Genomic DNA, 25,057 nt, shown 5'->3' with positions numbered 1-25,057 from the left:
GCTCAAAACCGCTTGCTGAGGAATTTTGATCCCTTCAGCCCGTAGCGCCAGGGCAGGTCGACGGCCTTGGTGATGCCGATCCGCACCCCGGTGATGATTTCGGGGGCTTCGGTCCGCGCATGGAGCGCGATCGGGGCGCGGTCGAGTGGCAATTCGCTGTGCGCGATGGTGATGCCGAGCGCCTCGCAGAGCTTGCCGGGCCCCGAGCACAGCGCGCGCTCGTCTTCCAGCCCGCGCCGCCGGCGCATCGCCGCGAGCCCATGGGTCGGCTCGATCGCGCGGATCAGCACGGCGCTGGCCGAGCCCGCTTCCTCGCAGACGAAGTTGACGCACCAATGGATGCCGTAGGAGCGGTAGACGTAGGAGAAGCCCGGCGGGCCGAACATCACCTGGTTGCGCGGGGTCGGCCCGCGGTAGGAATGCGCCGCCGGGTCGGTGTGATGATAGGCCTCGACCTCGGTGATGATGCCGCCGGCGCCGCCGACCAGGAAGGTCGCGCCGATCAGGTCGGGGGCGACCTCGTGGACGCTGCGATCGAAGAAGGAGCGTTTCAGCGCCTTGCCGAGGCGCGGCGCGGTCGCGCTGATGGGTAGGGGTTTTTGAGCCATTTTGAGGTGGGAATCGGCATGGAACGGGCCGCAAGACTGCCAATATATGGGCAGGTCTGCTAGGGTCGCGGGGCGGGTTGCGAGCCGCGTCAACACCGATTAGCTAAGCCCTTGGTTCGGAGCATTGATCTGCCTGGATCATGCTCCCGCGACTTGCAGGCATCCATGGTCACCATCGTCGATACCATCTCCACCACTCAGCTCCGCCCGCGGCACCCCGAAAAGGTCAACCGGCCGGATGCCGTGTCGCCGCCGAAGCCGGACTGGATCCGGGTTCGTGCGCCGAACACGCGCGGCTATGCAGATACGCGCCGGATCGTGAAGGAGAACGGCCTCGTCACGGTGTGCGAGGAGGCGGGCTGCCCCAATATCGGTGAGTGCTGGGACAAGAAGCACGCCACCTTCATGATCATGGGCGACACCTGCACGCGCGCCTGCGCGTTCTGCAACGTCAAGACCGGCATGCCCGGCGCGCTCGAGGCGAGCGAGCCGGAATACGTCGCGGAGGCCACCGCCAAGCTCGGGCTCAGTCATGTCGTGGTCACTTCGGTCGACCGCGACGATCTCGCCGACGGCGGCGCCGAGCATTTTGCCGAGACCATCCGCGCCATCCGCGCGCGCTGCCCGAGCACCACGATCGAGATCCTGACACCGGACTTCCTGCGCAAGGACGGCGCGCTGGAGCGCGTGGTCGTGGCCAAGCCCGACGTCTTCAACCACAATCTGGAAACCGTGCCGTCGCGCTATCTGACGGTCCGTCCCGGCGCCCGCTATTTCCATTCCATCCGGCTGCTGCAGCGGGTCAAGGAGATGGATCCGACCATCTTTACCAAATCAGGCATCATGGTCGGACTCGGCGAGGAGCGGCACGAGGTGCTGCAGGTGATGGACGATCTGCGCTCGGCCGACGTCGATTTCCTGACCATCGGCCAGTATTTGCAGCCGACCCGCAAGCATCACGCCGTGATGCGCTACGTGACGCCGGACGAGTTCGCAGGCTACGAGCGCGTCGCCTATACCAAGGGCTTTTTGATGGTGTCGGCGAGCCCGTTGACGCGCTCGTCGCATCACGCCGGCGAGGATTTCGCCAAACTGCAGGCGGCGCGCACGGCCCGCGGCCGCTAGATTTTTGCAAACGGCGGTAGGCCGGCGCCGTCCACGCGCCGTTGCTTGATCGGGCCTTGACCGAACCTTGACCGAATCTTGGACTGGACCAATGCAGCGCGTTCTGGTGATGGGATCGTCGGGATCCGGCAAGTCGACCTTTGCGCGGCGGCTGTCCGCGATGACAGGGATTCCGACCGTGTCGATCGATGCGCTGTTCTGGAAACCGGGCTGGGTCGAGTCGGGCAGGGACGAATTCGAGCGCCGCGTGACCGAAGCAGCCCAGGAGCCGCGCTGGATCATGGATGGGAACTACATGAGGCATGGTGCAGGGGAATTGCGCCGGGAGCTCTCCGACACGATCATCTGGTTCGACCTGCCGCGGTCGACCTGTATGCTCGGTATCTTCAGGCGGATCGCCGGGAGCTATGGCGAGGTCCGCCCGGAGATGGCGGAAGGCTGCCCTGAGAAGATCGATCTCGAATTCTTCCGCTACGTCTGGACCTATCGCCGGCAGCAGCGGCCGAAGCTGATCGAGTATTTTGCCGGCTTGCGGCCCGATCAATCGCTGGTCTGTTTCACCGATCGGGCGCAGGCGGATGATTATCTGAAGCGCCTCGCACTCGGGCAAAACCGTGCGAGTATCCACTGATGCCACGATTCTCAAGCAAGCGGCGGGTCCGGCACACCGCACCCCAAATGTTCGATCTGGTTGCCGACGTCGAGCGCTATCCCGAATTCGTGCCGCTATGCCAGTCGCTCAAGATCCGCCAGCGCACGCCCAAGGACGACGGCACCGAGGTCGTGGTGGCGGACATGACGGTGTCCTTCAAACTGGTGCGGGAAACCTTCACCAGCAAGGTGACGCTCGACCGGGCCAATCTGAATATCCTAGTCGAATATCTGCGCGGCCCGTTCAGCAATCTGGAGAATCGCTGGAGTTTTGAGCCGAAGTCAGAAACCGAATGCGATGTCGGCTTCTTCCTGAACTACGAATTCAAGAGCCGGATGCTGGCGATGCTGATGGGCTCGATGTTCGACGCCGCATTCTCGCGCTTTGCCGCGGCGTTCGAGAAGCGCGCGGATCAGGTCTACGGCAAGCCGCAGCTGTCGACGTAGCGAAGCCGTCTCGTCTACATCTCTGGAACGCAAATGCCCGGCACGAGGCCGGGCACGACGGATGGTGCGGGAGAGCGTTCGCCGACTTACGGGCAGGATCGCCGCACGCCGCCGGATGCGATGTAGGTGCCCGAAGCGGGGTCGTAGGTACGGAAACGCTGGGAGCAATAAGCGTCGTTGTTGGCCTTGGCCTGGCTCGCCGCAATCGCGCCGCCGATGATCGCGCCGGCCGCCAGCCCGCCGATGATCGCCGCGCCGTTACTGCCGCGATCGCGATAGTAACCACCGCGGTAGCCGTATCCGCCGCGATAGCCGTAACGCGGACCACCGTGCCAGTGACGATACTGCACATGCTCGACGGAGGTAGGCTGATCCTGCAATCGCGCGGGAGCGAGTGGTGCGGCGGACGAAGGCACAACAGTCGACAGCGTCATGGCGCCAGCGCTGATGGCGGCCACGACCAAAGTTCCCAACTTCATCATTTTCTCCTTGTTGTGGGATTTTGCTGTTGGACGAACAATCGAAACAGCAGAGTTGGAACAACATAAAGCGGCGAAGCCGCGTCAAAGTTCCATTTCAGCTAAGCGTCACCGGGCCGCAGTTGACACAAGCCCGTGTAAGGCGGGCCGTGGCGCGACTTGTTGGGCCTATCCGCGCGGCGGCCGGCGGCGTTTCGCAGCGTGGCTCCGCGGCGACCGGGCCACCCTTGGCCGCAACCGGCTGGCCGCCTCGCGACGCGGCTTGGCGGCCTGCGGCGGGCGCGCAAGCTCCATCAGCATGCGCAATGCTTCGACCACGGAGCGCTGCCGCACCGTGCTGCGGCCGATCGCGCCAAATCGCTGCTCACGATGAATGATGCGGCCGTCGCGCGCGGCGACGGCGAAATGCACCAGGCCGACCGGCTTGCCCGGTGTCGCACCGCCCGGGCCCGCGATGCCGGTGATCGAGACCGCAAGGTCGACGCCGGCCTTTTCCAGCGCGCCGATCGCCATCGCAGTCGCGGTTTCCTTGCTCACCGCGCCGAACGTTTCGAGCGTGGCCGCCTTGACGCCGAGCATGACCCGCTTGGCCTCGTTCGAATAGGTCACGAAGCCGCGGTCGATCACGTCGGAAGAGCCGGGGATGTCGGTGAGCGCACCCGCGACCAGGCCGCCGGTGCAGGATTCGGCGGTCGCGATGGTCAGCTTGCGCATCCGGCACAGGTCGAGCAGCGAGCGGGAGAGGGCACGAGCGTCGCTGCCGCCCATGTCAGGCACTCCGGCCTTTATCGTCCCAACCTTTATCGTCCCAGCCTTTATCATCCCACGGGAGACGGACCGTGGCGCTCGCGGTTGCCGCGATGCCTTCCTCGCGGCCGGTGAAGCCGAGCCGCTCGCTGGTGGTGGCCTTGACCGCCACGCGCGAGACGTGGACGCCGGAGATCTCCGCGATCTTCGCCCGCATGGTGTCGCGCAACGGCCCGATCTTCGGCCGCTCGCAGATCAGCGTCACCTCGAGATTGGCGATCCGTCCGCCACGCGCGGTGACGCGCTCGACCGCGTATTTCAGGAACTGGTCGGAGGAGGCGCCCTTCCACTTGGCGTCGCTCGGCGGGAAATGCGAGCCGATATCGCCGTCGGCCAGCGCGCCGAGGATCGCGTCGACCAGCGCATGCAGCCCGACATCGCCGTCGGAATGGGCCAGGAATCCCTTCGTGTGCGGCACGCGCACGCCGCAGATCATGACATGGTCACCGTCGCCAAAGGCATGCACGTCGTAGCCGGTGCCGGTTCTGATGTCGCCGAGCTGGCTTGCGAGCCGCGCTTCCTCGCGCACGAAGTCCTCGGGTGTGGTGAGTTTCATGTTGGCAGCATCACCTTCAAACGTCGCAACCGTCAATCCCGCCCACTCGGCAAGCGCCGCATCGTCGGTGAAATCGGAGCGGCCATCGCGCGCTGCGCGACGATGCGCCTCCAATATTACGTCGAAACGAAAAGCCTGTGGCGTCTGCGCGATCCGCAGGCGCGCGCGCTCCGGCGTCGCCTCGACGTCGCCGGCATCGCCGGTGAGCTTGATGGTGTCGGTGACGGGAATCACGGGGATCGCAGCGCCGGTCCGGCCGGCCGCGGCGATCGCGCGCGAGATCACGGCTGATGTGACGAAGGGGCGCGCGGCATCGTGGATCAGCACGATGTCCGGCTTTTCGCTTGCGAGCGCCTCGAGCCCGGCATGGACCGAGGCCTGCCGGGTCGCGCCGCCCGGCGTCGGCGGCCGATGGCGGAGGCCTGCGACGGCTTCATCGAACAGCGCGGTGTCGTCAGGATTGACCACAGGCTGCACCGCAAACACGTCCGGATGTCCGGAGAACGCCTCCATGGCGCGGTAGATCACCGTCTGTCCGCCGATCGTCCGGTATTGCTTCGGCCCGCCTGCGCCGGCGCGCAGTCCACGGCCGGCTGCGACAAGGATGGCTGCGGTACGCTCAGGCTTCGGCATTTTGAACCAGTGACAGACGAATCGGGGATGAGGGGGACGGCGAGGATCGCCGCGCACAGCCCTTAGCATGACCGCTGCGCAAAAACAGAGCGTTTGCCGATGACTGTGGGAAAAGCAGATTTTGTTGCAGTGCACCTGCACTGATGATAGGAATGTCTAAACCGTAGGCATGAGCCTTGACTGCACAAGAATTGTGCGCAGAATAGGCGACGTCAGCTGCAATGGCGTGGCTGACAGAACGACGAGACGGCTGTGACCGGCGTGCAAAGTACTCCTCGTAACCCATTGAAGATCGGCGATATTGCTGTCGCCAACCGGGTTCTCCTCGCGCCCATGTCCGGCATCACCGATGCGCCCTTCCGGCGACTCGCTGCCACTTTGGGCGCCGGCCTGGTGGTCTCCGAGATGACCGCCAGCAACGATCTGGTGAACGGCAAGCCGATGTCGAAGCTGCGTTGCGAGGCAGCCGGGGTCGGGCCGCATGTGGTCCAGCTGGCGGGCTGCGAGACCCACTGGATGGCGGAGGGCGCACGGATCGCCGAAGGCGCCGGCGCCGACGTCATCGACATCAACATGGGCTGTCCGGCCCGCCACGTGACCGGGGGCCAGTCCGGCTCGGCCCTGATGCGCGACCTCGACCACGCGGTCACGCTGATCGAGGCGACGCTGTCGGCGGTCAGGGTGCCGGTCACGCTGAAGATGCGGCTCGGCTGGGATGATCGCTCGCTCAATGCACCGGAACTGGCGCGCCGCGCCGAGGCCGCCGGCGTGCAGATGATCACCGTGCATGGCCGGACCCGCTGCCAGTTCTACAAGGGCGAGGCGAACTGGAACGCGGTGCGCGCGGTCAAGGACGCCGTCACCGTCCCGGTCGTGGTCAACGGCGATATCACCTCGTTCGACAAGGCTGTCAGTGCGCTCGAGATGTCGGGCGCCGACGCCGTCATGATCGGCCGCGGCGCGCAGGGGCAGCCCTGGCTGCCGGGACAGATCGGCCGTCGCCTCGAGACCGGGATCGCCGAGGCCGCGCCGTCGCTCGCCGAGCAGCTCAAGCACGTTCGCGCGCTCTATGACGAGGTTTGCAGCCACTATGGCCTGCGCATCGGGCTCAAGCATGCACGCAAGCATCTGGGCTGGGCGCTGGAGGCTGCTGCGGCCTATAGCTGCGCGCCGGCCGCGACCTTGAAGACCTGGCGGCAGGCGATCCTGACCGCGGAAGAGCCGTCCAGCGTGCATCGCTCGCTCGCCGACGCCTACGACGATTTTGCCTGGAGTGCTGCCGCATGACGTCAGCCATGGAATTCCGCCGGCCGGTGCCGACTGACGGGGAGGCCATCCTCAATGCGCTGCCCAATCCGGTGCTGCTGGTCGCACCCGACGGGCGGATCGTCGACGCCAATATCGCAGCCGAATCATTCTTCGAGATATCGACCCAGTTCCTGCGCCGGCAATCGCTGAAGGAACTGGTGCCGTTCGGCAGCCCGCTGCTGGCGCTGATCGAGCAGGTGCGGACGAGCGGCTCGCCGGTCAACGAATACAAGGTCGATCTCGGCACGCCGCGGATCGGCGGCGATCGCCAGGTCGATCTGCACGTCGCGCCGCTGACCGAGCGGCCCGGGCATATCGTGGTGATGCTGCAGGAGCGCACCATCGCCGACAAGATGGATCGGCAGCTCACCCACCGCAGCGCGGCGCGCTCGGTGATCGCGCTGGCGGCGATGCTCGCCCACGAGATCAAGAACCCGCTGTCGGGCATCCGCGGCGCGGCGCAGCTTTTGGAGCAGCAGGCGTCCTCCGAGGACCGGCTGCTGACACGACTGATCTGCGACGAGGCGGACCGCATCGTGACGCTGGTCGACCGCATGGAGGTGTTCGGCGACGACCGCCCGGTGGCGCGCGGTCCGGTCAACATCCATTCCGTGCTCGATCATGTGAAGCGCCTGGCGCAGTCCGGCTTTGCCCGCAATGTCCGCTTCATCGAGGACTACGATCCGTCGTTGCCGCCGGTGCTGGCCAACCAGGACCAGCTGATCCAGGTGTTCCTCAACCTCGTGAAGAACGCGGCCGAAGCGGTGGCCGATCTCGGCACCGATGCTGAGATCCAGCTCACCACTGCGTTCCGGCCAGGCGTGCGGCTGTCGGTGCCCGGCAAGAAATCGCGGGTCTCGCTGCCGCTGGAATTCTGCGTCAAGGACAACGGCTCTGGCGTGCCGGAAGACCTGCTGCCGAACCTGTTCGATCCCTTCGTCACCACCAAGCAGACCGGCAGCGGGCTCGGCCTCGCGCTGGTCGCCAAGATCGTCGGCGATCACGGCGGCATCATCGAATGCGAGTCGCAGCCGCGCAAAACCACTTTCCGCGTGCTGATGCCGATGTACAGCGCCGCCAAGCAACTCGACCAAAGCAACCGCGATGACGTTCCGGGTACGTCCTCGCCTGCCTCTCAGGATGCACGATGAGGAACACCAATGCCTGCAGGTAGCATACTTGTCGCTGACGACGACACCGCCATCCGGACCGTCCTGAACCAGGCGCTGTCGCGCGCCGGCTATGAGGTTCGCCTCACCGGCAACGCCGCCACGCTGTGGCGCTGGGTCAGCCAGGGCGAGGGCGATCTCGTCATCACCGACGTGGTGATGCCCGACGAGAACGCATTCGATCTCTTGCCGCGGATCAAGAAGATGCGGCCGAATTTGCCTGTCATCGTGATGAGCGCGCAGAACACCTTCATGACCGCGATCCGCGCCTCCGAGCGCGGCGCCTACGAATATCTGCCGAAGCCATTCGACCTGAAGGAGCTGATCACCATCGTCGGCCGCGCGCTGGCCGAGCCGAAGGAGCGGGTCTCCAGTCCCGCCGATGACGGCGAGTTCGACTCGATCCCGCTGGTCGGCCGTTCGCCGGCGATGCAGGAAATCTACCGCGTGCTGGCGCGGCTGATGCAGACCGACCTCACCGTGATGATCTCGGGCGAATCGGGCACCGGCAAGGAGCTGGTCGCGCGCGCGCTGCACGACTACGGACGGCGCCGCAACGGCCCGTTCGTCGCGGTCAACATGGCGGCGATCCCGCGCGACCTGATCGAATCGGAGCTGTTCGGCCATGAGCGCGGCGCCTTCACCGGCGCCAACACCCGCGCCTCCGGCCGCTTCGAGCAGGCCGAGGGCGGCACGCTGTTCCTCGACGAGATCGGCGACATGCCGATGGAGGCGCAGACCCGGCTGCTCCGCGTGCTGCAGCAGGGCGAGTACACCACGGTCGGCGGCCGTACCCCGATCAAGACCGACGTCCGCATCGTCGCCGCCTCCAACAAGGACCTGCGCATCCTGATCCAGCAGGGCCTGTTCCGCGAGGACCTGTTCTTCCGCCTCAACGTGGTGCCGCTGCGGCTGCCGCCGCTGCGCGAGCGCATCGAGGATCTGCCCGACCTGATCAGACACTTCTTCTCGCTCGCCGAGAAGGACGGCCTGCCGCCGAAGAAGCTCGACGCCCAGGCACTCGAGCGGCTCAAGCAGCACCGCTGGCCGGGCAACGTCCGCGAGCTGGAAAACCTCGCGCGGCGGCTCGCCGCCCTCTATCCGCAGGACGTCATCACGTCTTCCGTCATCGACGGCGAGCTGGCGCCGCCCGCGGTCACCTCGGGCAGCACGGCGACCGTCGGCGTCGACAATCTCGGCGGCGCGGTCGAGGCCTATCTGTCCTCGCACTTCTCCGGCTTCCCGAACGGCGTGCCGCCGCCGGGCCTCTACCACCGTATCCTCAAGGAGATCGAGATCCCGCTGCTGACCGCCGCGCTGGCGGCGACCCGCGGCAACCAGATCCGGGCCGCCGACCTGCTCGGGTTGAACCGCAATACGCTACGCAAGAAGATCCGCGACCTCGACATCCAAGTCTACCGGAGCGGCGGCTAGGGCTGCCAGGGCGGGGCGCAAGCCTCGCTTCAAGCTCGCTACCGTATTGAGTAGTCACAAATGGTTTTGGGGACACGGCGCCGCACCAGGGGTTTGCGCCGCGGAAATGTCGCAATTCGGCAACATTGTGATATGATTGCATCAGTTCGCAATTCCCGCGGGCGATCGCTCTCAGCTCAATTGCCGGTATGACCAGCGCAGAGACCACCGCTTCAACATTACGCGCCCCGTCGGCCGAGCCCAATGCAGAGGCGCGGGGCTTCCCGCTGCGGCGCTGGCTGGCGCCGTTTGCCGTGGCCATCGCGCTGCTGTCCGCCTTCCTGACCTTCGTGGTGCTGACCGGGCTGACCCCGATCGAGCCCACGTCCGAGGTGGTCCGCTCCTTCCTGATGATCAATGCCGGCACCATCCTGCTGCTGGTCGGCATCATCGTCCGGGAAGTCTGGCAGATGGTGCAGGCGAGGCGGCGCGGCCGGGCCGCGGCGCGGCTGCATGTGCAGATTGTCGGCCTGTTCTCGGTGATCGCGGTGCTGCCCGCCGTGCTGGTGTCGATCGTCGCCAACGTCACCATCGAGCGCGGCCTCGACCGGCTGTTCTCGGGTCCCACCAAGCAGGTGATCCAGAATTCGCTGACCATCGCCAGTGCCTACATGCAGGAGCACGCCCAGCTCATCAACGGCGACACGCTGGCGATGGCCAATGACCTCGCCCATGCCCGGCCGCTCTACGACCAGGATCGCATGACGTTCCTGCAGCTGATGACGGCCGGCGCCGAGTCGCGCAATCTTCCGGTCGCGGTGCTGATGGACAAGGACGGCAAGATCGTCGCCAGCGCCGAGACCGGCGTTCGCCTGAACTACGAGGCGCCGCCGCCCGACATCCTGAAGGACATCAACGAGACCGAGCCGAAGATCTCGGTCTTTCCGGAAAACTACGTCGCCTCCGTGGTCCGCCTGCGGGCCTATGACGACATGTTCCTGTATGTGGCGCGGCTGCTCGATCCGGCGGTGGTTGCCCAGCTCAAGCAGACCCAGACCAGCGCGGCCGAATATGCCCAGCTCGAGACCCGCAGGCTCGGCATCCAGGTCGCGTTCGCGCTGATGTTCGCGGTGATCGCGCTGACCATCCTGATGGCCTCGGTGCTGATCGGGCTGAACTTCGCCAACGGGCTGGTGTCGCCGATCCGCCAGCTGATGGGTGCGGCGAGCGAGGTCTCGACCGGCAATCTCAATGTCCAGGTGCCGGTCAACAAGTCGGAAAGCGACCTCGCGCTGCTCGGCGAAATCTTCAACAAGATGACCCAGGAGCTGCGCACCCAGCGCAACGAGCTGGTCGACGCCAGCGAGACCATCGACAGCCGCCGCCGTTTCATCGAAGCGGTGCTGTCGTCGGCCTCTGCCGGCATCATCGGGGTCGACGCCTCAGGCACCATCGGCGTCCTCAACCGCTCGGCGGAGAAGCTGATCGGGCACGCCGAATCGGAGACGCTCGGCCATCCGCTCTCGGACGTGCTGCCCGAGCTCGACGAGATGATGAAAACCGCGCGCGAGGGAACGCAGCGCCTGGTGCAGGGGCAGGTCACGATCCTGCGCGACGGCCATGAGCGCAATCTGTCGGTCCGCGTCTCGGCCGAGCAGACCAGCCAGTCGCGCGACAGCTACATCATCACACTCGACGACATCACCGAGCTGGTGTCGGCGCAGCGCACCTCGGCCTGGGGCGACGTCGCCCGCCGCATCGCCCACGAGATCAAGAACCCGCTGACCCCGATCCAGCTCTCCGCCGAGCGCATCCGCCGCAAGTTCGGCAAGACCATCACCGAGGAGAAGGACAAGTCGATCTTCGAGCAGTGCACCGATACCATCGTGCGCCAGGTCGACGACATCAGGCGGATGGTCGACGAGTTCTCGCGCTTTGCGCGGATGCCGAAGCCGGTGATGGAAGGGGAGGACGTCGCCGACGTGGTGCGCCAGGCGGTGTTCCTGATGAAGGTCGCGCATCCCGATCTCGACATCGAGGCCGACATCAAGCAGTCGCCGCTGCCCGCGCAGTTCGACCGCCGGCTGATCTCGCAGGCGCTGACCAACATCATCAAGAACGCCACCGAGGCGATCGAGCAGGTGCCGCGCGAGGAACTCGGCAAGGGCCGCATCGACGTCGTGGCGCAGCGCGAGAACGACGACATCCTGATCGACGTGGTCGACAACGGCATCGGCCTGCCCAAGGTCGCCCGCGCGCGCCTGCTCGAGCCCTATGTCACGACCCGGGCGAAGGGCACCGGCCTCGGCCTGGCGATCGTCGGCCGCGTTCTGGAGGACCATGGCGGCCGCATCGAGCTCAAGGATGCCTCCGATTTCCGCGACGGCCAGCGCGGTGCCTGGATGCGGCTGCGCTTTGCCGTCACGGGACACGCGGCCAAGCCGGAGAACAAGCCCGAAAGCAAGGACCAAAAACCGGACGTCAAACCGGACAAGGCCGAACCGGAAAGTGAAAAAAATCCGCCGGAGGAGCCGACCAACGGCCCGGCACAAGCGACCAACAATGAACCAAAAATCCAAGAACCGACCCAAGAACCAATCCAAGAACCTATCCGAGATCCCGCTGATCAGGGGCCAAACAATCAAGAGCCAAATGCGCAAAAGCCAAAATTCAAAGCCGCGACGAGCGACTGACAAGGCAGGTGTAACCCATGGCAAGTGACATTCTGATTGTCGACGACGAAGCTGACATTCGCGACCTCGTTGCGGGTATTCTGGACGATGAGGGCTTTTCCACGCGCACCGCGCGCGACAGCGACTCGGCGCTCGCCGAGATCGCCAATCGCCGGCCCAATCTGGTCTTCCTCGACATCTGGCTGCAGGGCTCCAAGCTCGACGGCCTGCAGCTGCTCGAGCAGATCAAGAAGGACAATGCCGATCTGCCCGTCGTGATGATCTCGGGCCACGGCAACATCGAGACCGCGGTCGCCGCGATCAAGCGCGGTGCCTACGACTTCATCGAGAAGCCGTTCAAGTCGGACCGGCTGATCCTGGTCGCGACCCGGGCGCTGGAAACCTCGCGGCTCAAGCGCGAGGTGAAGGAGCTCAAGCAGCTGGCTCCGGCGGCGAGCGTCCTGACCGGCCGCTCGGCCTGCATGAACCAGCTGCGCCAGACCATCGACCGCGCCGCCAAGGCCAACAGCCGCATCCTGATCGTCGGTCCCTCCGGCGCCGGCAAGGAGCTTGCCGCGCGCACGCTGCACCATGCCTCCGGGCGCGCCGAGGGGCCGTTCGTGGTGATCAATGCGGCCGCGATCACGCCGGAGCGCATGGAGATCGAGCTGTTCGGCATCGAGGGATCGAACGGCGAGCAGCAGCGCAAGGCCGGCGCGCTCGAGGAGGCGCATGGCGGCACGCTGTTCATCGACGAGATCGCGGACATGCCGCGCGAGACCCAGAACAAGATTCTGCGCGTGCTGGTCGATCAGACCTTCCAGCGCCAGGGCGGCACCGGCAAAGTCCATGTCGACGTCCGCATCATCTCCTCGACCGCGCGCAATCTCGAGGAGGAGATCGCCGCAGGCCGCTTCCGCGAGGACCTCTATCATCGCCTCTCGGTGGTGCCGATCCGGGTGCCGCCGCTGTCGGAGCGACGCGAGGACATCCCCGAGCTGATCGACTATTTCATGGACCAGATCTCGGCCGCCACCGGCCTGCCGAAGCGGCAGATCGGGCAGGACGCTATGGCGGTCCTGCAGTCGCACGTCTGGCCGGGCAACGTCCGCCAGCTCCGCAACAATGTCGAGCGCGTGATGATCCTGGCCGGCGGCGGTCCGGAGGCGATCATCACCGCCGACATGCTGCCGCAGGACGTCGGCTCGATGGTGCCGGCGATGCCGACCTCCAACAATGGCGAGCACATCATGGGCCTGCCGTTGCGCGAGGCGCGCGAGGTGTTCGAGCGCGACTATCTGATCGCCCAGATCAGCCGCTTCTCCGGCAATATCTCGCGCACCGCGGAGTTCGTCGGCATGGAGCGCTCAGCGCTGCATCGCAAGCTGAAGGCGCTCGGGGTCGGCTGACCCCGGCGCGGCAGGCCGGCAGTCCGCTGGCGGCTCGAAGCGAAGCCCCGGCGGTCACCCGCCGGGGAGCCGACAGGCGGCTCTCGGGGCGGTTTGGATCGATCGGCGGGGCGAGGGCGGGGCCGGTACAACCGGGGATTTATCCACGCTCCACGAGAATATTCGTCTCTTTCCCCGCACTTTCTTAGAATTGCCACCGTGTTCCTACCGACTGCACCGCGAACTGGCTTGCCTAAAAACCGCGCGTAGCCTCTAATCCTACCGCTATGCCTGCCGGAGGGGGATCTCGTGGCAGGTGGGCAGCCGGAGGAGGCTCCGTCAGAGAGCAACAACCGGTTCAATAAAAAGAAGCACAAGCTTGCGGGACAAAAACAATGGCGGCAGACCGCGCACAAAATCTACAAGACACCTTCCTTAATCACGTTCGTAAAACCAAGACGCCACTGACGATATTTCTGGTCAACGGAGTAAAGCTGCAGGGCATTGTCACATGGTTCGACAATTTCTGCTTGCTGCTGCGGCGCGATGGTCACTCGCAGCTGGTCTACAAGCACGCGATCTCGACCATCATGCCCGGAGCTCCGATTCAGTTGTTCGAAGGTGGTGAGGACGCACCGGCTTGAGAGTGAACTGATTGGAACCCTTCAATCGTGAAGGGGGCGCCGACCGCGCACGGTCGGCGGGGGACGGCAGCACCGGGCGGGTGATCGTCATCGGCCCGTACCTGCGCACGCGCCGTGGCGACGGCGATGCGCAAACAAATTCGTCTGTCCGCGACTATGAAGCGCGGATCGAGGAAGCCGCCGGCCTCGCTGGTGCGATCGACCTCACGGTGGTGGACTCCGTGATCGCGCCGATCAGCCAGATCCGGCCCGCAACCTACCTCGGCAAGGGCAAGGTCGAGGAGATCAACGGCCTCGTCGCCAGCAACCAGGTCGAGCTCGTGGTGACGGATTGCGCGCTGTCGCCGATCCAGCAGCGCAATCTCGAGAAGGCCTGGAGCACCAAGGTGCTCGACCGCACCGGCTTGATCCTGGAAATCTTCGGCCGCCGCGCCAAGACCAAGGAAGGCGCGCTGCAGGTCGAGCTCGCCCATCTCAACTATCAGCGCAGCCGTCTGGTGCGGTCCTGGACCCATCTCGAGCGCCAGCGTGGCGGCTTCGGCTTCATGGGCGGCCCCGGCGAAACCCAGATCGAGGCCGACCGCCGCCTGATCAGCGAGCGCATCACCAAGCTCGAAGGCGAGTTGAAGAAGGTGCAGGCGACGCGGCGGCTGCATCGGGCCGGCCGCCAGCGCGTGCCGTATCGCGTGGTGGCGCTGGTCGGCTACACCAATGCCGGCAAATCGACGCTGTTCAACCGCCTGACCCGCGCCGACGTGCAGGCCGCGGACATGCTGTTTGCGACGCTCGACCCGACCCTGCGCGCGCTCAACCTGCCGCATGGCGGCAAGGCGATGCTGTCGGACACGGTCGGCTTCATCTCCAATTTGCCGACCCAGCTGGTGGCCGCGTTCCGCGCCACGCTGGAAGAGGTGCTGGAAGCCGACATCATCCTGCATGTCCGCGACATCTCCCATGAGGACGCGGAGGCGCAGGAGCGCGACGTCGAGGCGGTGTTGCGCCAGCTCGGCATCGATCCCGATGCCGACGGTGGCCAGCGCATCATCGAGGTCTGGAACAAGATCGACCGCTTCGATCCCGAGGAGCGGGACAATTTGCGCAATATCGCCGCGCGCCGTCCGCCGGAGCGGCCATGCTTCCTGGTTTCGGCCGCAACAGGCGAGGGGATCGATGCGCTGCTCGCCGCGATCGAGGATCGCCTCGCGGCCAAGCGCTCGACGCTCAATCTTTCGATCGACGCCTCCGATGGCGCCGGCATCAGCTGGCTGCACCGCAATGCCGAGGTCCTGAACAAGGTGCTGCATGGCGAGCGCTTCGACATGACGGTGCGCGTCGACGAGACCAAGCGCGACATCGTGATGAGCCGGTTCGCCGCCGTCCCCTACGAGGCGTAAGCCCTCGAATACGGGCCTTGCAATCTTCCGAAATATGACGATGCCGTGACGTTGCAGGGCGCCGATGCGCCTGCGACGCGGCGTCGCACTTTCTGTTTGAAATCCGCGCCGCCTTGGTTCATTGCGCTGCAGAACGCAAAGCCGAGGCGGATCGATGCAGGACACCAGCGAAACCATCACGAAAGAGGCGCTCGCCGGCCAGAGCGGTGACCTTGCCCATGTCCGGGCTCCCGAGATCGTCGATGCGCTCAACGCCCGGGAGCCCGCGGATGCCGCGAAGCTGCTGCGATCGCTGCCGGCCGAGAAGGCGATCGAGGTGCTTGACCTGCCCGGACTCGACAACACCTGCGAGATCCTCGCCGAGCTGCCGAAGGATACCGCGGTCTCGCTGCTGTCGGGCGTCTCCGACGACCGTGCCGCCGATATCTTCAAGGAGCTGGTCGAGCCGCTGCGCGCCACGCTGCTGAACGGGCTCAATCCGGAGACCCGCAACGTCATCTCGGGCCTGTTGGCCTATCCCGAGCGCAGCGCCGGCAGCATCATGACGACCGAGTTCGTCAGCGTGCCCTCGAGCTGGACCATCGCCGAGGTCCTGCATCACATCCGGATGGTCGAGCGCACCCGTGAGACCGTCTACTCGATCTTCGTGATCGACCCGGTCAAGAAGACGCTGATCCAGGCCGTGCCGCTGCGCCGCCTGATCTCGGGCGATCCGCACGCCAATGTGCTGACCGCGGCGCCGGCGCGGAAGCCGTTGATGATCTCGCCGGAGGCCGACCGCATGGAGGCGGCGCGGCTGATCTCGCGCTACGACCTGCTCGCCGTCGCCGTCGTCGACGGCCCCGGCCATATCCTCGGCATCGTCACGGTCGACGACGTCATCGACGCCATCGTCGAGGAATCGACCGAGGACGCCCAGAAGTTCGGCGGCATGGAAGCGATCGACGAGCCGTATTTGCGGATCGGTTTCGGCGAGATGATCAAGAAGCGCGCCGGCTGGCTGTGCGCGCTGTTCCTGTCGGAAATGCTGACCGCGACCGCAATGCAGTCGTACCAGAGCGAGCTCGAGAAGGCGATCGTCCTGACGCTCTTCATCCCGTTGATCATGAGCTCGGGCGGCAATTCCGGCTCCCAGGCAACCTCGCTGTTGATCCGCTCGCTGGCGCTGCACGAGGTGCGGCTGCGCGACTGGTGGCGTGTCGCCGTGCGGGAATTGCCGACAGGCATCGTGCTCGGCGCCATTCTCGGCCTGATCGGCGTCGTCAGGATCACGCTCTGGCAGACGCTCGGCCTGTTCGACTACGGCCCGCATTGGGTGCTCGTCGCAGCGACCGTCGGCACCGCACTGATCGGCATCGTCACCTTCGGATCGCTGTGCGGCTCGATGCTGCCCTTCATCCTCAAACGCATCGGCTTCGACCCGGCCAGCGCCTCCGCGCCATTCGTCGCGACACTGGTCGACGTCACCGGCCTCGTGATCTATTTCGGCGTCGCCGCGGTGATCCTGCGCGGGACGCTGTTGTAGGCTGAGCCTGCGCCCTCAACCTCGGTGTCGTCCCTGCGAAAGCAATGCGAAAGCAGGGACCCATGACCACCGGCCATCGTTGTTGAGTGCAGCGGAAGTTCTGCATCTTGCTCGCCTCGCTGAATCTCTGGCGATGCGTGGGATTGATACCGTCGACTATCCGTTAGATCACGCGGTATGGGTCCCGGCGTTCGCCCATAGGCGCTAAAATAGGATTTGCGCCTTGGATTCGTTTGTGATTCCAAGATGGAATGGCACACGAATCGCTTGTGAACAAAGATTGGGCGCGCGTTGTCGCCCGACTTGGCGGAGCCGAGGCTCTGAACATTAGCGCGCGCAAGACGAAGGCGTTTGTCCGTCCGCGGGAGATCAGCAATGCGGTCGACTTGCTGCGCCTGATCTTGGCTTATTGCCTTGGTGAGAAAGGGCTGCGGTTGACGGCGGCATGGGCCACGTCGGTTGAGCTTGTCGATATCTCCAACGTGGCTCTGTTGTATCGCTTACGTCAGTGCGGAGATTGGCTGGCAATCTTGGTCGAGCAGGCGCTTGCCGACGCGGCGCCGAAGGCGAGCCGCGGTCGTCTGATCCGTATTGTTGACGCCACGACGGTCCCCAAGGCTGGGACGAGCGGCAGGAACAAGAACGCAGTGTGGCGTATCCATAGCGCGTTCGATCTTCCGCAGGAGCGCTTTGGTCACTTCGAACTGACCGATCAGCGAGCGGGCGAGACGCTGGATCGGATACCGGCGGTTGCCGGTGAGATCCGTCTTGCCGATCGCGCCTATCTGCAACCGGAGCGCATGGCGCATCTCGTCGATGCCGATGCAGACTTCGTGATCCGGGCCGGCTGGAAGAGCGCGCGCTGGCTCGATGCCGAAGGTAATCTTGTTGACCTCACTGCCGAACTGCGCAACGCCTCGGCGCGTGGCCTGATCGATCGGCCGATTTGGATAAAGCGCAAGTCAGGTGCGCCGCCGCTCGCAGTGCGTCTGGTTGCCGCGAAGAAGCCGGCGCAAGCTGCTGCGGCTGCGCGACGCAAGGCGCGCCGGACTGCACAAAAGGGAGGTCATCAGCTCTCCAGGCAAACACTTGACGCCGCAGATTGGGTGATCCTGGTGACCTCACTCAGGCCAGAGGACTTCACGACTGCAGATATCCTCGCCCTCTATCGGCTGCGATGGCGCATTGAGCTCGGCTTCAAGCGGCTGAAAAGCCTGATTGGCCTGAAGGGACCTCCCGGAACCGACGAGCGGTCCGCCAGACCCCATATCCTCGCTCATCTGCTGATCATTCTATTGCTCGAGCCGCTCGTCGACGAACTCGAAGACTCTCCCCGCTTGGCCGACGCCGCCTGACCCACCCAGTGACGTGGCGTCTGCTGCGCCAGCTCGTCGCTTCGCTACGGCAAGCGATCATTCCACAGCCCGCAATCGCTCTACTCTGCAGAGCCAGTCACGCTCTCCGGCGACATCTACGCGAGCCACCCAGACATAAGCGCCACTATCAGACTATGATCAAACTATCTTAGCGCCTATGGGCGTTCGCCGGGACGACGGCGGTTTTGGCTTCATTCCACAACGCGTCCATCTCCTCCAGCGATGCCCCCTCCAGCGAACGCCCCTGCGCCGCCAGCGCCTTCTCGATATAGGCAAAGCGCCGCTCGAACTTGGCGTTGGTCGCACGCAGCGCCGCTTCCGGATCGGCGTCGACGTGGCGGGCGAGGTTGACCAGCGCGAACATCAGGTCGCCGGTTTCCTCCGCGATCTCCGCCTTGTCGTTGCGGTCGAGCGCGGCCTCGATCTCGTCGGCCTCCTCGCGGATCTTGGCGAGCACCGCGCGCGGGTCGTTCCAGTCGAAGCCGACGGTGGACGCCTTGCGCTGCAGCTCCATCGCGCGCGTCAGGGCAGGCAGGCCCGCCTTCACGCTAGCCAGCAGCGATTTGTGCGCAGTCTCTTCGGGCGGCCGCCGCGCGGCGCGCTCGGCCTTCTCCTCGGCCTTGATCCGTTCCCAGGCGCTCTTGACGCCGGCCGGCTGGATATTGCCGTCCTTGTCGGCGAAGACGTGCGGATGACGGCGGATCATCTTCCTGGTGATCGCCTCGACCACATCGCCGAACGCGAACGCGTTCTGCTCCTCGGCCATCCTGGCGTGATAGACCACCTGCAACAGCAGGTCGCCGAGCTCCTCGCGCAAATCGTCGAGATCGCCGCGCGTGATCGCATCCGCAACCTCATAGGCCTCCTCGATCGTGTAGGGCGCGATGGTCTCGAAATTCTGCACGAGGTCCCATGGGCAGCCGGTCACCGGCGTGCGCAGCGCAGCCATGATCTCGATCAGGCGGGAAATGTCGCGGGATGGGGTCATGGGGCACCGGCATCAAAGAGGTATTGGCTTTATGCCAAAACACCCCTCCCGATCCCAGTAAAACACGCCGGAATCGCGACGCTGTCCACGGATTGGCCACGGCGCCGTCAGGTGCTAAATCGCGTTCCATGACCGATCAGAATGCTTCCGACACCGCGCTGGTGCTGTTTTCCGGCGGCCAGGATTCCACCACGTGCCTTGCCTGGGCCTTGTCGCGCTTTGCCCGCGTCGAGATGCTCGGCTTCACCTACGGCCAGCGCCACGCGATCGAGCTCGATTGCCGGGACCAGCTGCTGGCCGGGATCAGGCGGGTCCGGCCGGAATGGTCTGCGAAACTCGGCGACAGCCACACGCTTGATATCCCGACGCTGTCCGAGATTTCCGACACCGCGCTGACCCGCGACGTCGCGATCGAAATGGGCGCGGACGGCTTGCCGAACACCTTCGTGCCCGGCCGCAACCTCGTGTTCCTCACCTTCGCTGGGGCGCTGGCCTATCGGCGGGGGATCCGCCACATCATCGGCGGCATGTGCGAGACCGACTATTCCGGCTACCCGGATTGCCGCGACGAGACCATTAAGGCATTGCAATCCGCGCTCAATCTCGGCATGGCCAGGGATTTCGAGCTGCACACGCCGCTGATGTGGCTCGACAAGGCCGCGACCTGGCGGCTCGCGCACGAGCTCGGCGGAGCAGGGCTGGTCGACCTGATCCGCGAGCACTCGCACACCTGCTATCTCGGCGAACGCGGCGCGCAGCACGATTGGGGCTATGGCTGCGGCGAATGCCCGGCCTGCAGCCTGCGGGCCAAGGGCTGGCGGGAGTACGTCGCGCAGGGTGGCCCGTAACCGTGGACTGATGGCCCCGCAGGGCGCACGGCCAAAATATCGAAAACAACCCCATGCAAAGGAGTCGGCGGCTGCCGGCGTTCGACACGGCAACTTGACACGTCGGGCAACTCAGCGGTATTCTTCTATTATCCAGAAATCGTCCCAGGCCCGGCTCGACCGGGCGATCCGGTATGCTGCGGCTTCTCGGCTCCAGCACTCCCGTCTCTGGAATCCGTGCGCGCGGTCTCTCCCCGTCGTCGTCCCGGCGAAGGCCGGGACCCATACGCCGCGGCAGGCGTTGTGGGTGGGACTCGTCGTTCCAGCATCGCGTAACAATTTGCATTTGGGGTTATGGGTCCCGGCCTTCGCCGGGACGACGATGAGGATGAGTTCGCGATTCAAGGCGACCCACCACGCGATGACATCACCCGCGCATGCGCATGTAGGTAATCATGGCATTCGAGGCTACTCGAAATCCGCGGCCGTCAGCACGATCGGCTGGCCGTGCGGGGTGCGGTCGGCGGCGTGGTCCCAGGCGTCGCGGTAGCGGTGCAGTGTCTCATGCGTCGTGACGCCCTTGGCGGCGACGAGATGTTCGAGCGTCGCGAGCCAGTGCTGGTAATAGGTCTCGCCGGTGTCGGGATCGCCGGCGGCCTGCGCGCGCTTGATCTGGTCGGCAAGCGCCGCAGCCCATTCGGGCCAGGTGAACACGCCGCGGTCATGCAGCGTCAAGGCCATGGCGAACGCCTGCGCCTCCCACGGTGCACGGAACACCGGGCCGTCCTGGTCGCGGGGAATGCTGGACACTGCGCTGGTGGCGCGCGCGGCGGCACCTGCATCCATCACACGGCCTCCAGATACGGCTCGAACGCGTCGATCGAGACCTTGATGGTCGGATCGGAGTCCGGGCCCCACAGCTCGCGTCCGTCGAACACGACGGTGTACAGCCACTGCGGATGTTCGCCGGCGTCGTTGGCCACGGTATCGGGAAATACGTGACAGCCATGATCGCGCTCGACCACCCCGACGTGACCGCGCACGTAGCGTGGCAGCCGTGTGTGCGTCGCGGGATGGATGTTCTTCGCCCGCACCCGATCGCCGGCCTTGAATTTCGCAGGCCCCGGCGCGGCGCGGCCGAACTTGCCGCGCACCATGATGCGCTCGATGTCGGCGACGGAGAACTTGCCGTGCTTGAGCGATTTCGCCGGCGCGACGGAATGCCCGGCGGCGACGTCGTCCTTGGAGATATAGCCCTTGTCGAGCAGCAGGGCTTCCAGCCCAAGCAGCCATTTCCTGTAGTAGGAGCTCGACAGATAGACCTGCGGGGGCAGGGTCTCGCGATAGAAGCGCGAGGCGTCGATGTTGAAGGCGCCGGCTGCGCCCATCGCACGGACCATGGCGAGCACCCGGGATTCCCATTCCTCATGGAACATCGGTTCGTTCGGCTCGGGCTCGACCTTGCCGAACCCGTCCATGCCGCCCATGTCGTGGACGCCGTTCATGACGGCGCCCCCGGTTTCTTGGGAAAGCCGGTGCCGATCATGGAATCGCGCGTCACCAGCTCGGCGAGCTGGTCTTCGCTCCAGCCCTCGGTGCCTTCGGGCCGCATCGGCAGCACCAGAAAGCGCGTCTCCGCGGTCGAATCCCAGACCCGGATTTCCGTCTCCTTCGGCAGGCTGACGCCGAAATCGGCGAGCACGCCGCGCGGATCCTTGACCGCGCGCGAGCGATACGGCGAGGCCTTGTACCAGACCGGCGGCAGCCCGAGCATTTCCCAGGGATAACAGGAGCACAATGTGCAGACGACCATGTTGTGGCGGCCGGGTGTATTCTCGATCGCGACCAGATGGTCGCCGACCCGGCTGACATGGCCGAGGGTGCCGACCGCCTTGCTGGCGTCCTCGAGCAGCGCCTTCTTGAAGGCGGGATCGGTCCAGGCCTTGGCGACGACCCGGGCGCCGTTATGCGGGCCGATCTTGGTCTCATAGGCCTGCACGATGGCGTCGAGCGCGGCAGCCTCGACATAGCCCTTCTCGGTCAGGATCGATTCCAGCGCACGGACGCGCAGTTCGGTCTCCGACAGTTCGGAATGGTCGTGATCGTGGTGGTGATGATCATGTTCGCTCATGCCCACAGAATAGGCGAAACCGTCGTGCTATGTCGAGGCAGGCAGTACACAAGAATGCGAGCGGGGAGGTATGCGTGGTTGACTATGTGACGATCGAGAAAGGCCTCGGGCCGGAGGGCCGCATCGCCGTGGTGCGGTTCGACCGCGGCGACGGTATCAACGCGCTGTCGCCGGAGGCGCTGCGGCAGCTGACCGACGCGGCGCGCAGTTTCGAGGACGATAGCGAGACCTCGGTGGTGGTGCTGACCGGCGGCGCCAAATCGTTCAGCGCCGGCTTCGACCTCAAGGACGCCGAGGGGCGTTCTCGCCAGACCATGGACATGGGCACGCTGCGCCGGCACCTGAAGCTCGGGCCGCGGCTGACGCGCGCCTGGCAGGACATGGAGCAGGTCACGATCGGCGCGATCGAGGGCTTTTGCGTCGGCGGCGGCGTGGCACTCGCGGTCGCGCTGGATTTCCGCGTCATGGCGCGCGACGCGCATATGCGGGTGCCGGAAATCGCGCTCGGCATGAACATGAGCTGGCAGAGCGTGCCGCGCATGCTGCATCTGATGGGACCGGCGCGCACCAAGCAGGCGGTGATCCTGGCCGACGACCGGATCTCGGCCGAGGAGGCCTACGAGTGGGGCCTGGTGGAGCAGGTGACCGATCCTGGAAAGTCATATGACATCGCGATGGCGCTCGCGGCCAAGGTCGCTGCCCAGCCGCCGATCTCGGTCGCGATGACCAAGCTGACGGTCAACCGGCTCGCACATGCGCTCGACGATCTCGCCAGCCACATGGACCTCGACCAGTTCGCGCTGGCGAGCCTGACCGAGGATCACAAGGAAGGCGTCGCGGCCTTCCTCGGACGGCGGAAGCCGGGCTTTAAGGGGCGCTGATGCTTGTCGTTCAAGAGCCTTTCCAGGCTTCGGAATGGCGAAGGCCCTGACGCCCGGGCCGGTGCGTCAGGGCCTTTGCGGTGCGGAGACGACCCCAGCACCTTTGCGGGCCCTGGGGCCGACGCTGGGGTCATCCGCCTGCACCGTTGTCGAGACTAAGCAGGTAACGGGTATGATGCGCCCATCACAGCGTCCGCATTTGCCTATGTGAATCGCCATCCCCGTCCTCGAGCTTACTTTCGCCGCCGCGCTCTGGTGCGGGCTGCTTTCTTTGCTGCGGCCGAACGAACGGCCGATCCCTTGGTTTTTGCCGCCTTGCGTGCCGCGGCCGAGCGGGCCGATGCAGAACGCCGCGAGGCCGCGCGCCGCGTTTGTTTCGACAGCGCCGTGTGCGACGCCGCGCTGCGCGGTTCCCGTTTCAGGACGTTGGACACCGCTCGCGAGACGCGCGGCCTGCGTCTGGTCTTTCGCTTGCCCTGGCCCGCCTCATAGGCGTACTCCGCGCTCTTGCGGGTGGTCGCCTTGGCTGCGCCTTTCTTGGGGGGACGGAGCGGAACGCCCGCGCGCCTCGCCTTCGACAGGCCGATTGCAATGGCCTGTTTGGAAGATCGCGCGCCGTGCTTGCCACGGCGAACCTTGCGAATTTCCTCGTGCACGAACTCGCCCGCCTGGGTGGTCGTCGACTTTCCCGCGCGCCGGTCCTGTCTGGCCTTTTGCATCGTCTTTCGTTCCGGCATTATCGTTCTCCCGTTGCCGATTTCGGTTTCCGGGACGTCAACGTCCGGCTCAAGGAAACGGTCCTTCAAGCATCGATTTAGCCCACTGCCGCAGGAGCGCCTCTCGGCGATCCTAGGTTCCCGAGATCAAGGCTGCGCAGTGGCGAGCAATCGTTGCTTCCTCGTTTGTCGCCATGACGAGCACGTCCACCGAACTGTCCGTGCCAGCAATGTGCAGCTCTGCCGCGGCGTTGGCGCATGGATCGAGCTCAACACCCAGCCATCGCAGGCGTTCGCAGACCTCGCTGCGAACCTCGCCCGCGTGCTCGCCGATACCGCCGGTGAACACCAGGCATTCCAGTCCGCCCAGCGTGCCAGCCATCGCGACGACCTGCTGCGCGATGCGGAACGTGAAGAGATCAACCGCTTCCTTCGCGGCTGGCTCCTGGCTGGCGAGCAAGACACGCATGTCGGAGGAGATGCCCGAAACGCCGAGCAGCCCCGATTGGTGATAAAGCAGCTGCTCAAGGTCGTCGACCGACATGCCGTTCTGCTGCTGGAGGTAAAGCAGAACGCCCGGATCGATCGTGCCGCAACGGGTCCCCATGACCAGGCCGTCGAGCGGCGTCAGACCCATCGTGGTGTCGATGCTCCGGCCGTTGCGCATGGCGCAGAGGCTCGCGCCATTGCCGAGATGCGCCACCACGGTGCGCTTTGCGGAAAACTCCGGCGAGATGTCGGCAAGGCGGCCTGCGACATATTCAAAGGAGAGCCCATGAAAGCCGTAGCGCCGAATGCCGGCGCGTTCGAGATGTCTCGGGATCGCAAACCGATTGACGGGCGGCGCGAGGCCATGATGGAACGACGTGTCGAAGCATGCGACCTGCATCAGTTCCGGCCGGATCGCGCTGATTGCCCGGATTGGCGTCAGGCAGCGAGGCTGATGCAACGGCGCCAGCGGGGTGAGGGCGTCGAGGACGGCAAGCACCGTCCGATTGACTTCGACCGGTCGCGAAAATTCGCGGCCGCCATGTACGACGCGATGCCCGACGGCACGCAGCCGCTGGCCAAGATGATGTTCGATCCGTGCCAGGACGTCGGCGAACAGCCGATCGGGCGACGCATCTGGTTCGGCTTGCTCCAACGCGAACGACGCGCGGCCGGCCGGGTCGGTGAAGACCAATCGCGACGCGCCCTCGTGCTCGTCGACCTGTGCCTTGCAGAGCAGCGCGGGATCGGTATGCGAAGCATCGAAAACGCCGAACTTGATGCTCGACGAGCCGGAGTTGACGACCAGAACCGCATCGGACGTCGGCATG

24 protein-coding genes are annotated in these 25,057 nt (G+C 65.4%); 14 read left to right on the top strand and 10 right to left on the bottom strand.

What is annotated here, in order from left to right; translation table 11 throughout:
• Nucleotides 1-2: 2 nt before the first annotated feature.
• Nucleotides 3-608, bottom strand: a complete 606-nt coding sequence (locus ACVMDN_RS17360; protein WP_456835099.1) for a DNA-3-methyladenine glycosylase — start codon at nt 606-608, stop codon at nt 3-5.
• 165 nt (nt 609-773) lie between these two features.
• Here ACVMDN_RS17360 and lipA point away from each other — a divergent pair, with 165 nt between their 5' ends.
• The 3 genes from lipA to ACVMDN_RS17345 all read left to right on the top strand — a co-directional run bounded on the left by lipA (nt 774) and on the right by ACVMDN_RS17345 (nt 2,831).
• Nucleotides 774-1,733, top strand: coding sequence for a lipoyl synthase (gene lipA / locus ACVMDN_RS17355; protein ID WP_076828772.1), 960 nt, complete (start codon nt 774-776; stop codon nt 1,731-1,733).
• Nucleotides 1,734-1,824: 91 nt separating this feature from the next.
• Nucleotides 1,825-2,364, top strand: coding sequence for a P-loop NTPase family protein (locus ACVMDN_RS17350; RefSeq protein ID WP_253623861.1), 540 nt, complete (start codon nt 1,825-1,827; stop codon nt 2,362-2,364).
• Nucleotides 2,364-2,831 carry a type II toxin-antitoxin system RatA family toxin gene (locus ACVMDN_RS17345; RefSeq protein ID WP_076828775.1) on the top strand — a complete coding sequence of 156 codons (468 nt, stop codon included), beginning with the start codon at nt 2,364-2,366 and terminating at the stop codon, nt 2,829-2,831. The genes ACVMDN_RS17350 and ACVMDN_RS17345 overlap by 1 nt, the downstream gene beginning before the upstream one ends.
• A gap of 86 nt (nt 2,832-2,917) precedes the next feature.
• Here ACVMDN_RS17345 and ACVMDN_RS17340 read toward each other — a convergent pair whose 3' ends face one another.
• The 3 genes from ACVMDN_RS17340 to ACVMDN_RS17330 form a co-directional block, all read right to left on the bottom strand.
• Nucleotides 2,918-3,313, bottom strand: a complete 396-nt coding sequence (locus ACVMDN_RS17340; RefSeq protein ID WP_168856409.1) for a BA14K family protein — start codon at nt 3,311-3,313, stop codon at nt 2,918-2,920.
• A gap of 165 nt (nt 3,314-3,478) precedes the next feature.
• Nucleotides 3,479-4,078: a CinA family protein gene (locus ACVMDN_RS17335; protein WP_038386736.1), complete on the bottom strand. Its 600-nt coding sequence runs from the start codon at nt 4,076-4,078 to the stop codon at nt 3,479-3,481.
• Nucleotide 4,079: 1 nt separating this feature from the next.
• A complete protein-coding gene (locus tag ACVMDN_RS17330) occupies nt 4,080-5,306 on the bottom strand; it encodes a bifunctional 2-C-methyl-D-erythritol 4-phosphate cytidylyltransferase/2-C-methyl-D-erythritol 2,4-cyclodiphosphate synthase (protein ID WP_076828778.1) in 1,227 nt (408 codons plus the stop codon).
• Between the two features lie 333 nt (nt 5,307-5,639).
• On the opposite strand from ACVMDN_RS17330, the gene dusB reads away from it, so the two are divergent.
• From dusB to ACVMDN_RS17285, 9 genes are all read left to right on the top strand, one after another.
• Nucleotides 5,640-6,593, top strand: coding sequence for a tRNA dihydrouridine synthase DusB (dusB, locus tag ACVMDN_RS17325; RefSeq protein WP_233475472.1), 954 nt, complete (start codon nt 5,640-5,642; stop codon nt 6,591-6,593).
• Entirely contained in the window at nt 6,590-7,765 is a 1,176-nt protein-coding gene (locus ACVMDN_RS17320; protein ID WP_026192783.1) for a two-component system sensor histidine kinase NtrB, read from the top strand. The genes dusB and ACVMDN_RS17320 overlap by 4 nt, the downstream gene beginning before the upstream one ends.
• Before the next feature lie 9 nt (nt 7,766-7,774).
• The gene (gene ntrC, locus ACVMDN_RS17315; protein ID WP_050419700.1) at nt 7,775-9,217 is read left to right on the top strand and encodes a nitrogen regulation protein NR(I); all 1,443 of its coding nucleotides are present in this window, start codon (nt 7,775-7,777) and stop codon (nt 9,215-9,217) included.
• A 188-nt stretch (nt 9,218-9,405) separates the two neighbouring features.
• A complete protein-coding gene (locus tag ACVMDN_RS17310; RefSeq protein ID WP_229191860.1) occupies nt 9,406-11,889 on the top strand; it encodes a sensor histidine kinase NtrY-like in 2,484 nt (827 codons plus the stop codon).
• 17 nt (nt 11,890-11,906) lie between these two features.
• On the top strand, nt 11,907-13,277 hold the full coding sequence (ntrX, locus tag ACVMDN_RS17305; RefSeq protein ID WP_028331957.1) for a nitrogen assimilation response regulator NtrX: 1,371 nt from the start codon (nt 11,907-11,909) through the stop codon (nt 13,275-13,277).
• Between the two features lie 374 nt (nt 13,278-13,651).
• Nucleotides 13,652-13,900 (top strand): RNA chaperone Hfq, encoded by a 249-nt coding sequence (gene hfq, locus ACVMDN_RS17300; RefSeq protein ID WP_006020546.1) that lies wholly within the window; start codon nt 13,652-13,654, stop codon nt 13,898-13,900.
• 11 nt (nt 13,901-13,911) lie between these two features.
• Complete coding sequence (gene hflX, locus ACVMDN_RS17295; protein ID WP_456843647.1) at nt 13,912-15,294, top strand: GTPase HflX; 1,383 nt, start codon at nt 13,912-13,914, stop codon at nt 15,292-15,294.
• 154 nt (nt 15,295-15,448) lie between these two features.
• Nucleotides 15,449-16,819 (top strand): magnesium transporter, encoded by a 1,371-nt coding sequence (gene mgtE, locus ACVMDN_RS17290; RefSeq protein WP_076828786.1) that lies wholly within the window; start codon nt 15,449-15,451, stop codon nt 16,817-16,819.
• A gap of 269 nt (nt 16,820-17,088) precedes the next feature.
• On the top strand, nt 17,089-18,174 hold the full coding sequence (locus ACVMDN_RS17285) for an IS4 family transposase (RefSeq protein ID WP_456835100.1): 1,086 nt from the start codon (nt 17,089-17,091) through the stop codon (nt 18,172-18,174).
• A 169-nt stretch (nt 18,175-18,343) separates the two neighbouring features.
• Here ACVMDN_RS17285 and mazG read toward each other — a convergent pair whose 3' ends face one another.
• Complete coding sequence (gene mazG / locus ACVMDN_RS17280; protein ID WP_456835101.1) at nt 18,344-19,183, bottom strand: nucleoside triphosphate pyrophosphohydrolase; 840 nt, start codon at nt 19,181-19,183, stop codon at nt 18,344-18,346.
• A 128-nt stretch (nt 19,184-19,311) separates the two neighbouring features.
• Here mazG and queC point away from each other — a divergent pair, with 128 nt between their 5' ends.
• Complete coding sequence (gene queC / locus ACVMDN_RS17275) at nt 19,312-20,031, top strand: 7-cyano-7-deazaguanine synthase QueC (RefSeq protein ID WP_168856406.1); 720 nt, start codon at nt 19,312-19,314, stop codon at nt 20,029-20,031.
• Nucleotides 20,032-20,478: 447 nt separating this feature from the next.
• Here queC and ACVMDN_RS17270 read toward each other — a convergent pair whose 3' ends face one another.
• Genes ACVMDN_RS17270 through nthA form a run of 3 tightly spaced genes read right to left on the bottom strand, consistent with a single transcriptional unit; the run spans nt 20,479 to nt 22,141 of the window.
• A complete protein-coding gene (locus ACVMDN_RS17270) occupies nt 20,479-20,856 on the bottom strand; it encodes a nitrile hydratase accessory protein (protein WP_050419707.1) in 378 nt (125 codons plus the stop codon).
• Entirely contained in the window at nt 20,856-21,515 is a 660-nt protein-coding gene (gene nthB, locus ACVMDN_RS17265) for a nitrile hydratase subunit beta (RefSeq protein WP_076828791.1), read from the bottom strand. The genes ACVMDN_RS17270 and nthB overlap by 1 nt, the downstream gene beginning before the upstream one ends.
• Nucleotides 21,512-22,141 carry a nitrile hydratase subunit alpha gene (gene nthA, locus ACVMDN_RS17260; RefSeq protein ID WP_028344028.1) on the bottom strand — a complete coding sequence of 210 codons (630 nt, stop codon included), beginning with the start codon at nt 22,139-22,141 and terminating at the stop codon, nt 21,512-21,514. The genes nthB and nthA overlap by 4 nt, the downstream gene beginning before the upstream one ends.
• Nucleotides 22,142-22,215: 74 nt before the next feature.
• Between nthA and ACVMDN_RS17255 the strand changes: the two genes are divergently transcribed.
• Nucleotides 22,216-23,022: an enoyl-CoA hydratase/isomerase family protein gene (locus ACVMDN_RS17255; protein ID WP_076828793.1), complete on the top strand. Its 807-nt coding sequence runs from the start codon at nt 22,216-22,218 to the stop codon at nt 23,020-23,022.
• Nucleotides 23,023-23,255: 233 nt separating this feature from the next.
• Here ACVMDN_RS17255 and ACVMDN_RS17250 read toward each other — a convergent pair whose 3' ends face one another.
• Together ACVMDN_RS17250 and ACVMDN_RS17245 are read right to left on the bottom strand one after the other, a co-directional pair.
• On the bottom strand, nt 23,256-23,759 hold the full coding sequence (locus ACVMDN_RS17250; RefSeq protein ID WP_076828795.1) for a DUF6496 domain-containing protein: 504 nt from the start codon (nt 23,757-23,759) through the stop codon (nt 23,256-23,258).
• 112 nt (nt 23,760-23,871) lie between these two features.
• The gene (locus tag ACVMDN_RS17245) at nt 23,872-25,056 is read right to left on the bottom strand and encodes an acetate/propionate family kinase (RefSeq protein WP_456835102.1); all 1,185 of its coding nucleotides are present in this window, start codon (nt 25,054-25,056) and stop codon (nt 23,872-23,874) included.
• Nucleotide 25,057 lies beyond the last annotated feature (1 nt).

The organism is Bradyrhizobium sp. USDA 4510 (assembly GCF_054059095.1).
Note: the sequence above shows the minus strand (reverse complement) of the source record. Positions and strands in the feature narration are given on the sequence as shown.

Bases quoted from the DNA above. Each gene is read 5' to 3' on its own strand.
- ACVMDN_RS17360 (WP_456835099.1), bottom strand. From the start codon at position 608: ATGGCTCAAAAACCCCTACCCATCAGCGCGACCGCGCCGCGCCTCGGC.
- lipA (WP_076828772.1), top strand. From the start codon at position 774: ATGGTCACCATCGTCGATACCATCTCCACCACTCAGCTCCGCCCGCGG.
- ACVMDN_RS17350 (WP_253623861.1), top strand. From the start codon at position 1,825: ATGCAGCGCGTTCTGGTGATGGGATCGTCGGGATCCGGCAAGTCGACC.
- ACVMDN_RS17345 (WP_076828775.1), top strand. From the start codon at position 2,364: ATGCCACGATTCTCAAGCAAGCGGCGGGTCCGGCACACCGCACCCCAA.
- ACVMDN_RS17340 (WP_168856409.1), bottom strand. From the start codon at position 3,313: ATGATGAAGTTGGGAACTTTGGTCGTGGCCGCCATCAGCGCTGGCGCC.
- ACVMDN_RS17335 (WP_038386736.1), bottom strand. From the start codon at position 4,078: ATGGGCGGCAGCGACGCTCGTGCCCTCTCCCGCTCGCTGCTCGACCTG.
- ACVMDN_RS17330 (WP_076828778.1), bottom strand. From the start codon at position 5,306: ATGCCGAAGCCTGAGCGTACCGCAGCCATCCTTGTCGCAGCCGGCCGT.
- dusB (WP_233475472.1), top strand. From the start codon at position 5,640: ATGTCCGGCATCACCGATGCGCCCTTCCGGCGACTCGCTGCCACTTTG.
- ACVMDN_RS17320 (WP_026192783.1), top strand. From the start codon at position 6,590: ATGACGTCAGCCATGGAATTCCGCCGGCCGGTGCCGACTGACGGGGAG.
- ntrC (WP_050419700.1), top strand. From the start codon at position 7,775: ATGCCTGCAGGTAGCATACTTGTCGCTGACGACGACACCGCCATCCGG.
- ACVMDN_RS17310 (WP_229191860.1), top strand. From the start codon at position 9,406: ATGACCAGCGCAGAGACCACCGCTTCAACATTACGCGCCCCGTCGGCC.
- ntrX (WP_028331957.1), top strand. From the start codon at position 11,907: ATGGCAAGTGACATTCTGATTGTCGACGACGAAGCTGACATTCGCGAC.
- hfq (WP_006020546.1), top strand. From the start codon at position 13,652: ATGGCGGCAGACCGCGCACAAAATCTACAAGACACCTTCCTTAATCAC.
- mgtE (WP_076828786.1), top strand. From the start codon at position 15,449: ATGCAGGACACCAGCGAAACCATCACGAAAGAGGCGCTCGCCGGCCAG.
- mazG (WP_456835101.1), bottom strand. From the start codon at position 19,183: ATGACCCCATCCCGCGACATTTCCCGCCTGATCGAGATCATGGCTGCG.
- queC (WP_168856406.1), top strand. From the start codon at position 19,312: ATGACCGATCAGAATGCTTCCGACACCGCGCTGGTGCTGTTTTCCGGC.
- ACVMDN_RS17270 (WP_050419707.1), bottom strand. From the start codon at position 20,856: ATGGATGCAGGTGCCGCCGCGCGCGCCACCAGCGCAGTGTCCAGCATT.
- nthB (WP_076828791.1), bottom strand. From the start codon at position 21,515: ATGAACGGCGTCCACGACATGGGCGGCATGGACGGGTTCGGCAAGGTC.
- nthA (WP_028344028.1), bottom strand. From the start codon at position 22,141: ATGAGCGAACATGATCATCACCACCACGATCACGACCATTCCGAACTG.
- ACVMDN_RS17250 (WP_076828795.1), bottom strand. From the start codon at position 23,759: ATGCCGGAACGAAAGACGATGCAAAAGGCCAGACAGGACCGGCGCGCG.
- ACVMDN_RS17245 (WP_456835102.1), bottom strand. From the start codon at position 25,056: ATGCCGACGTCCGATGCGGTTCTGGTCGTCAACTCCGGCTCGTCGAGC.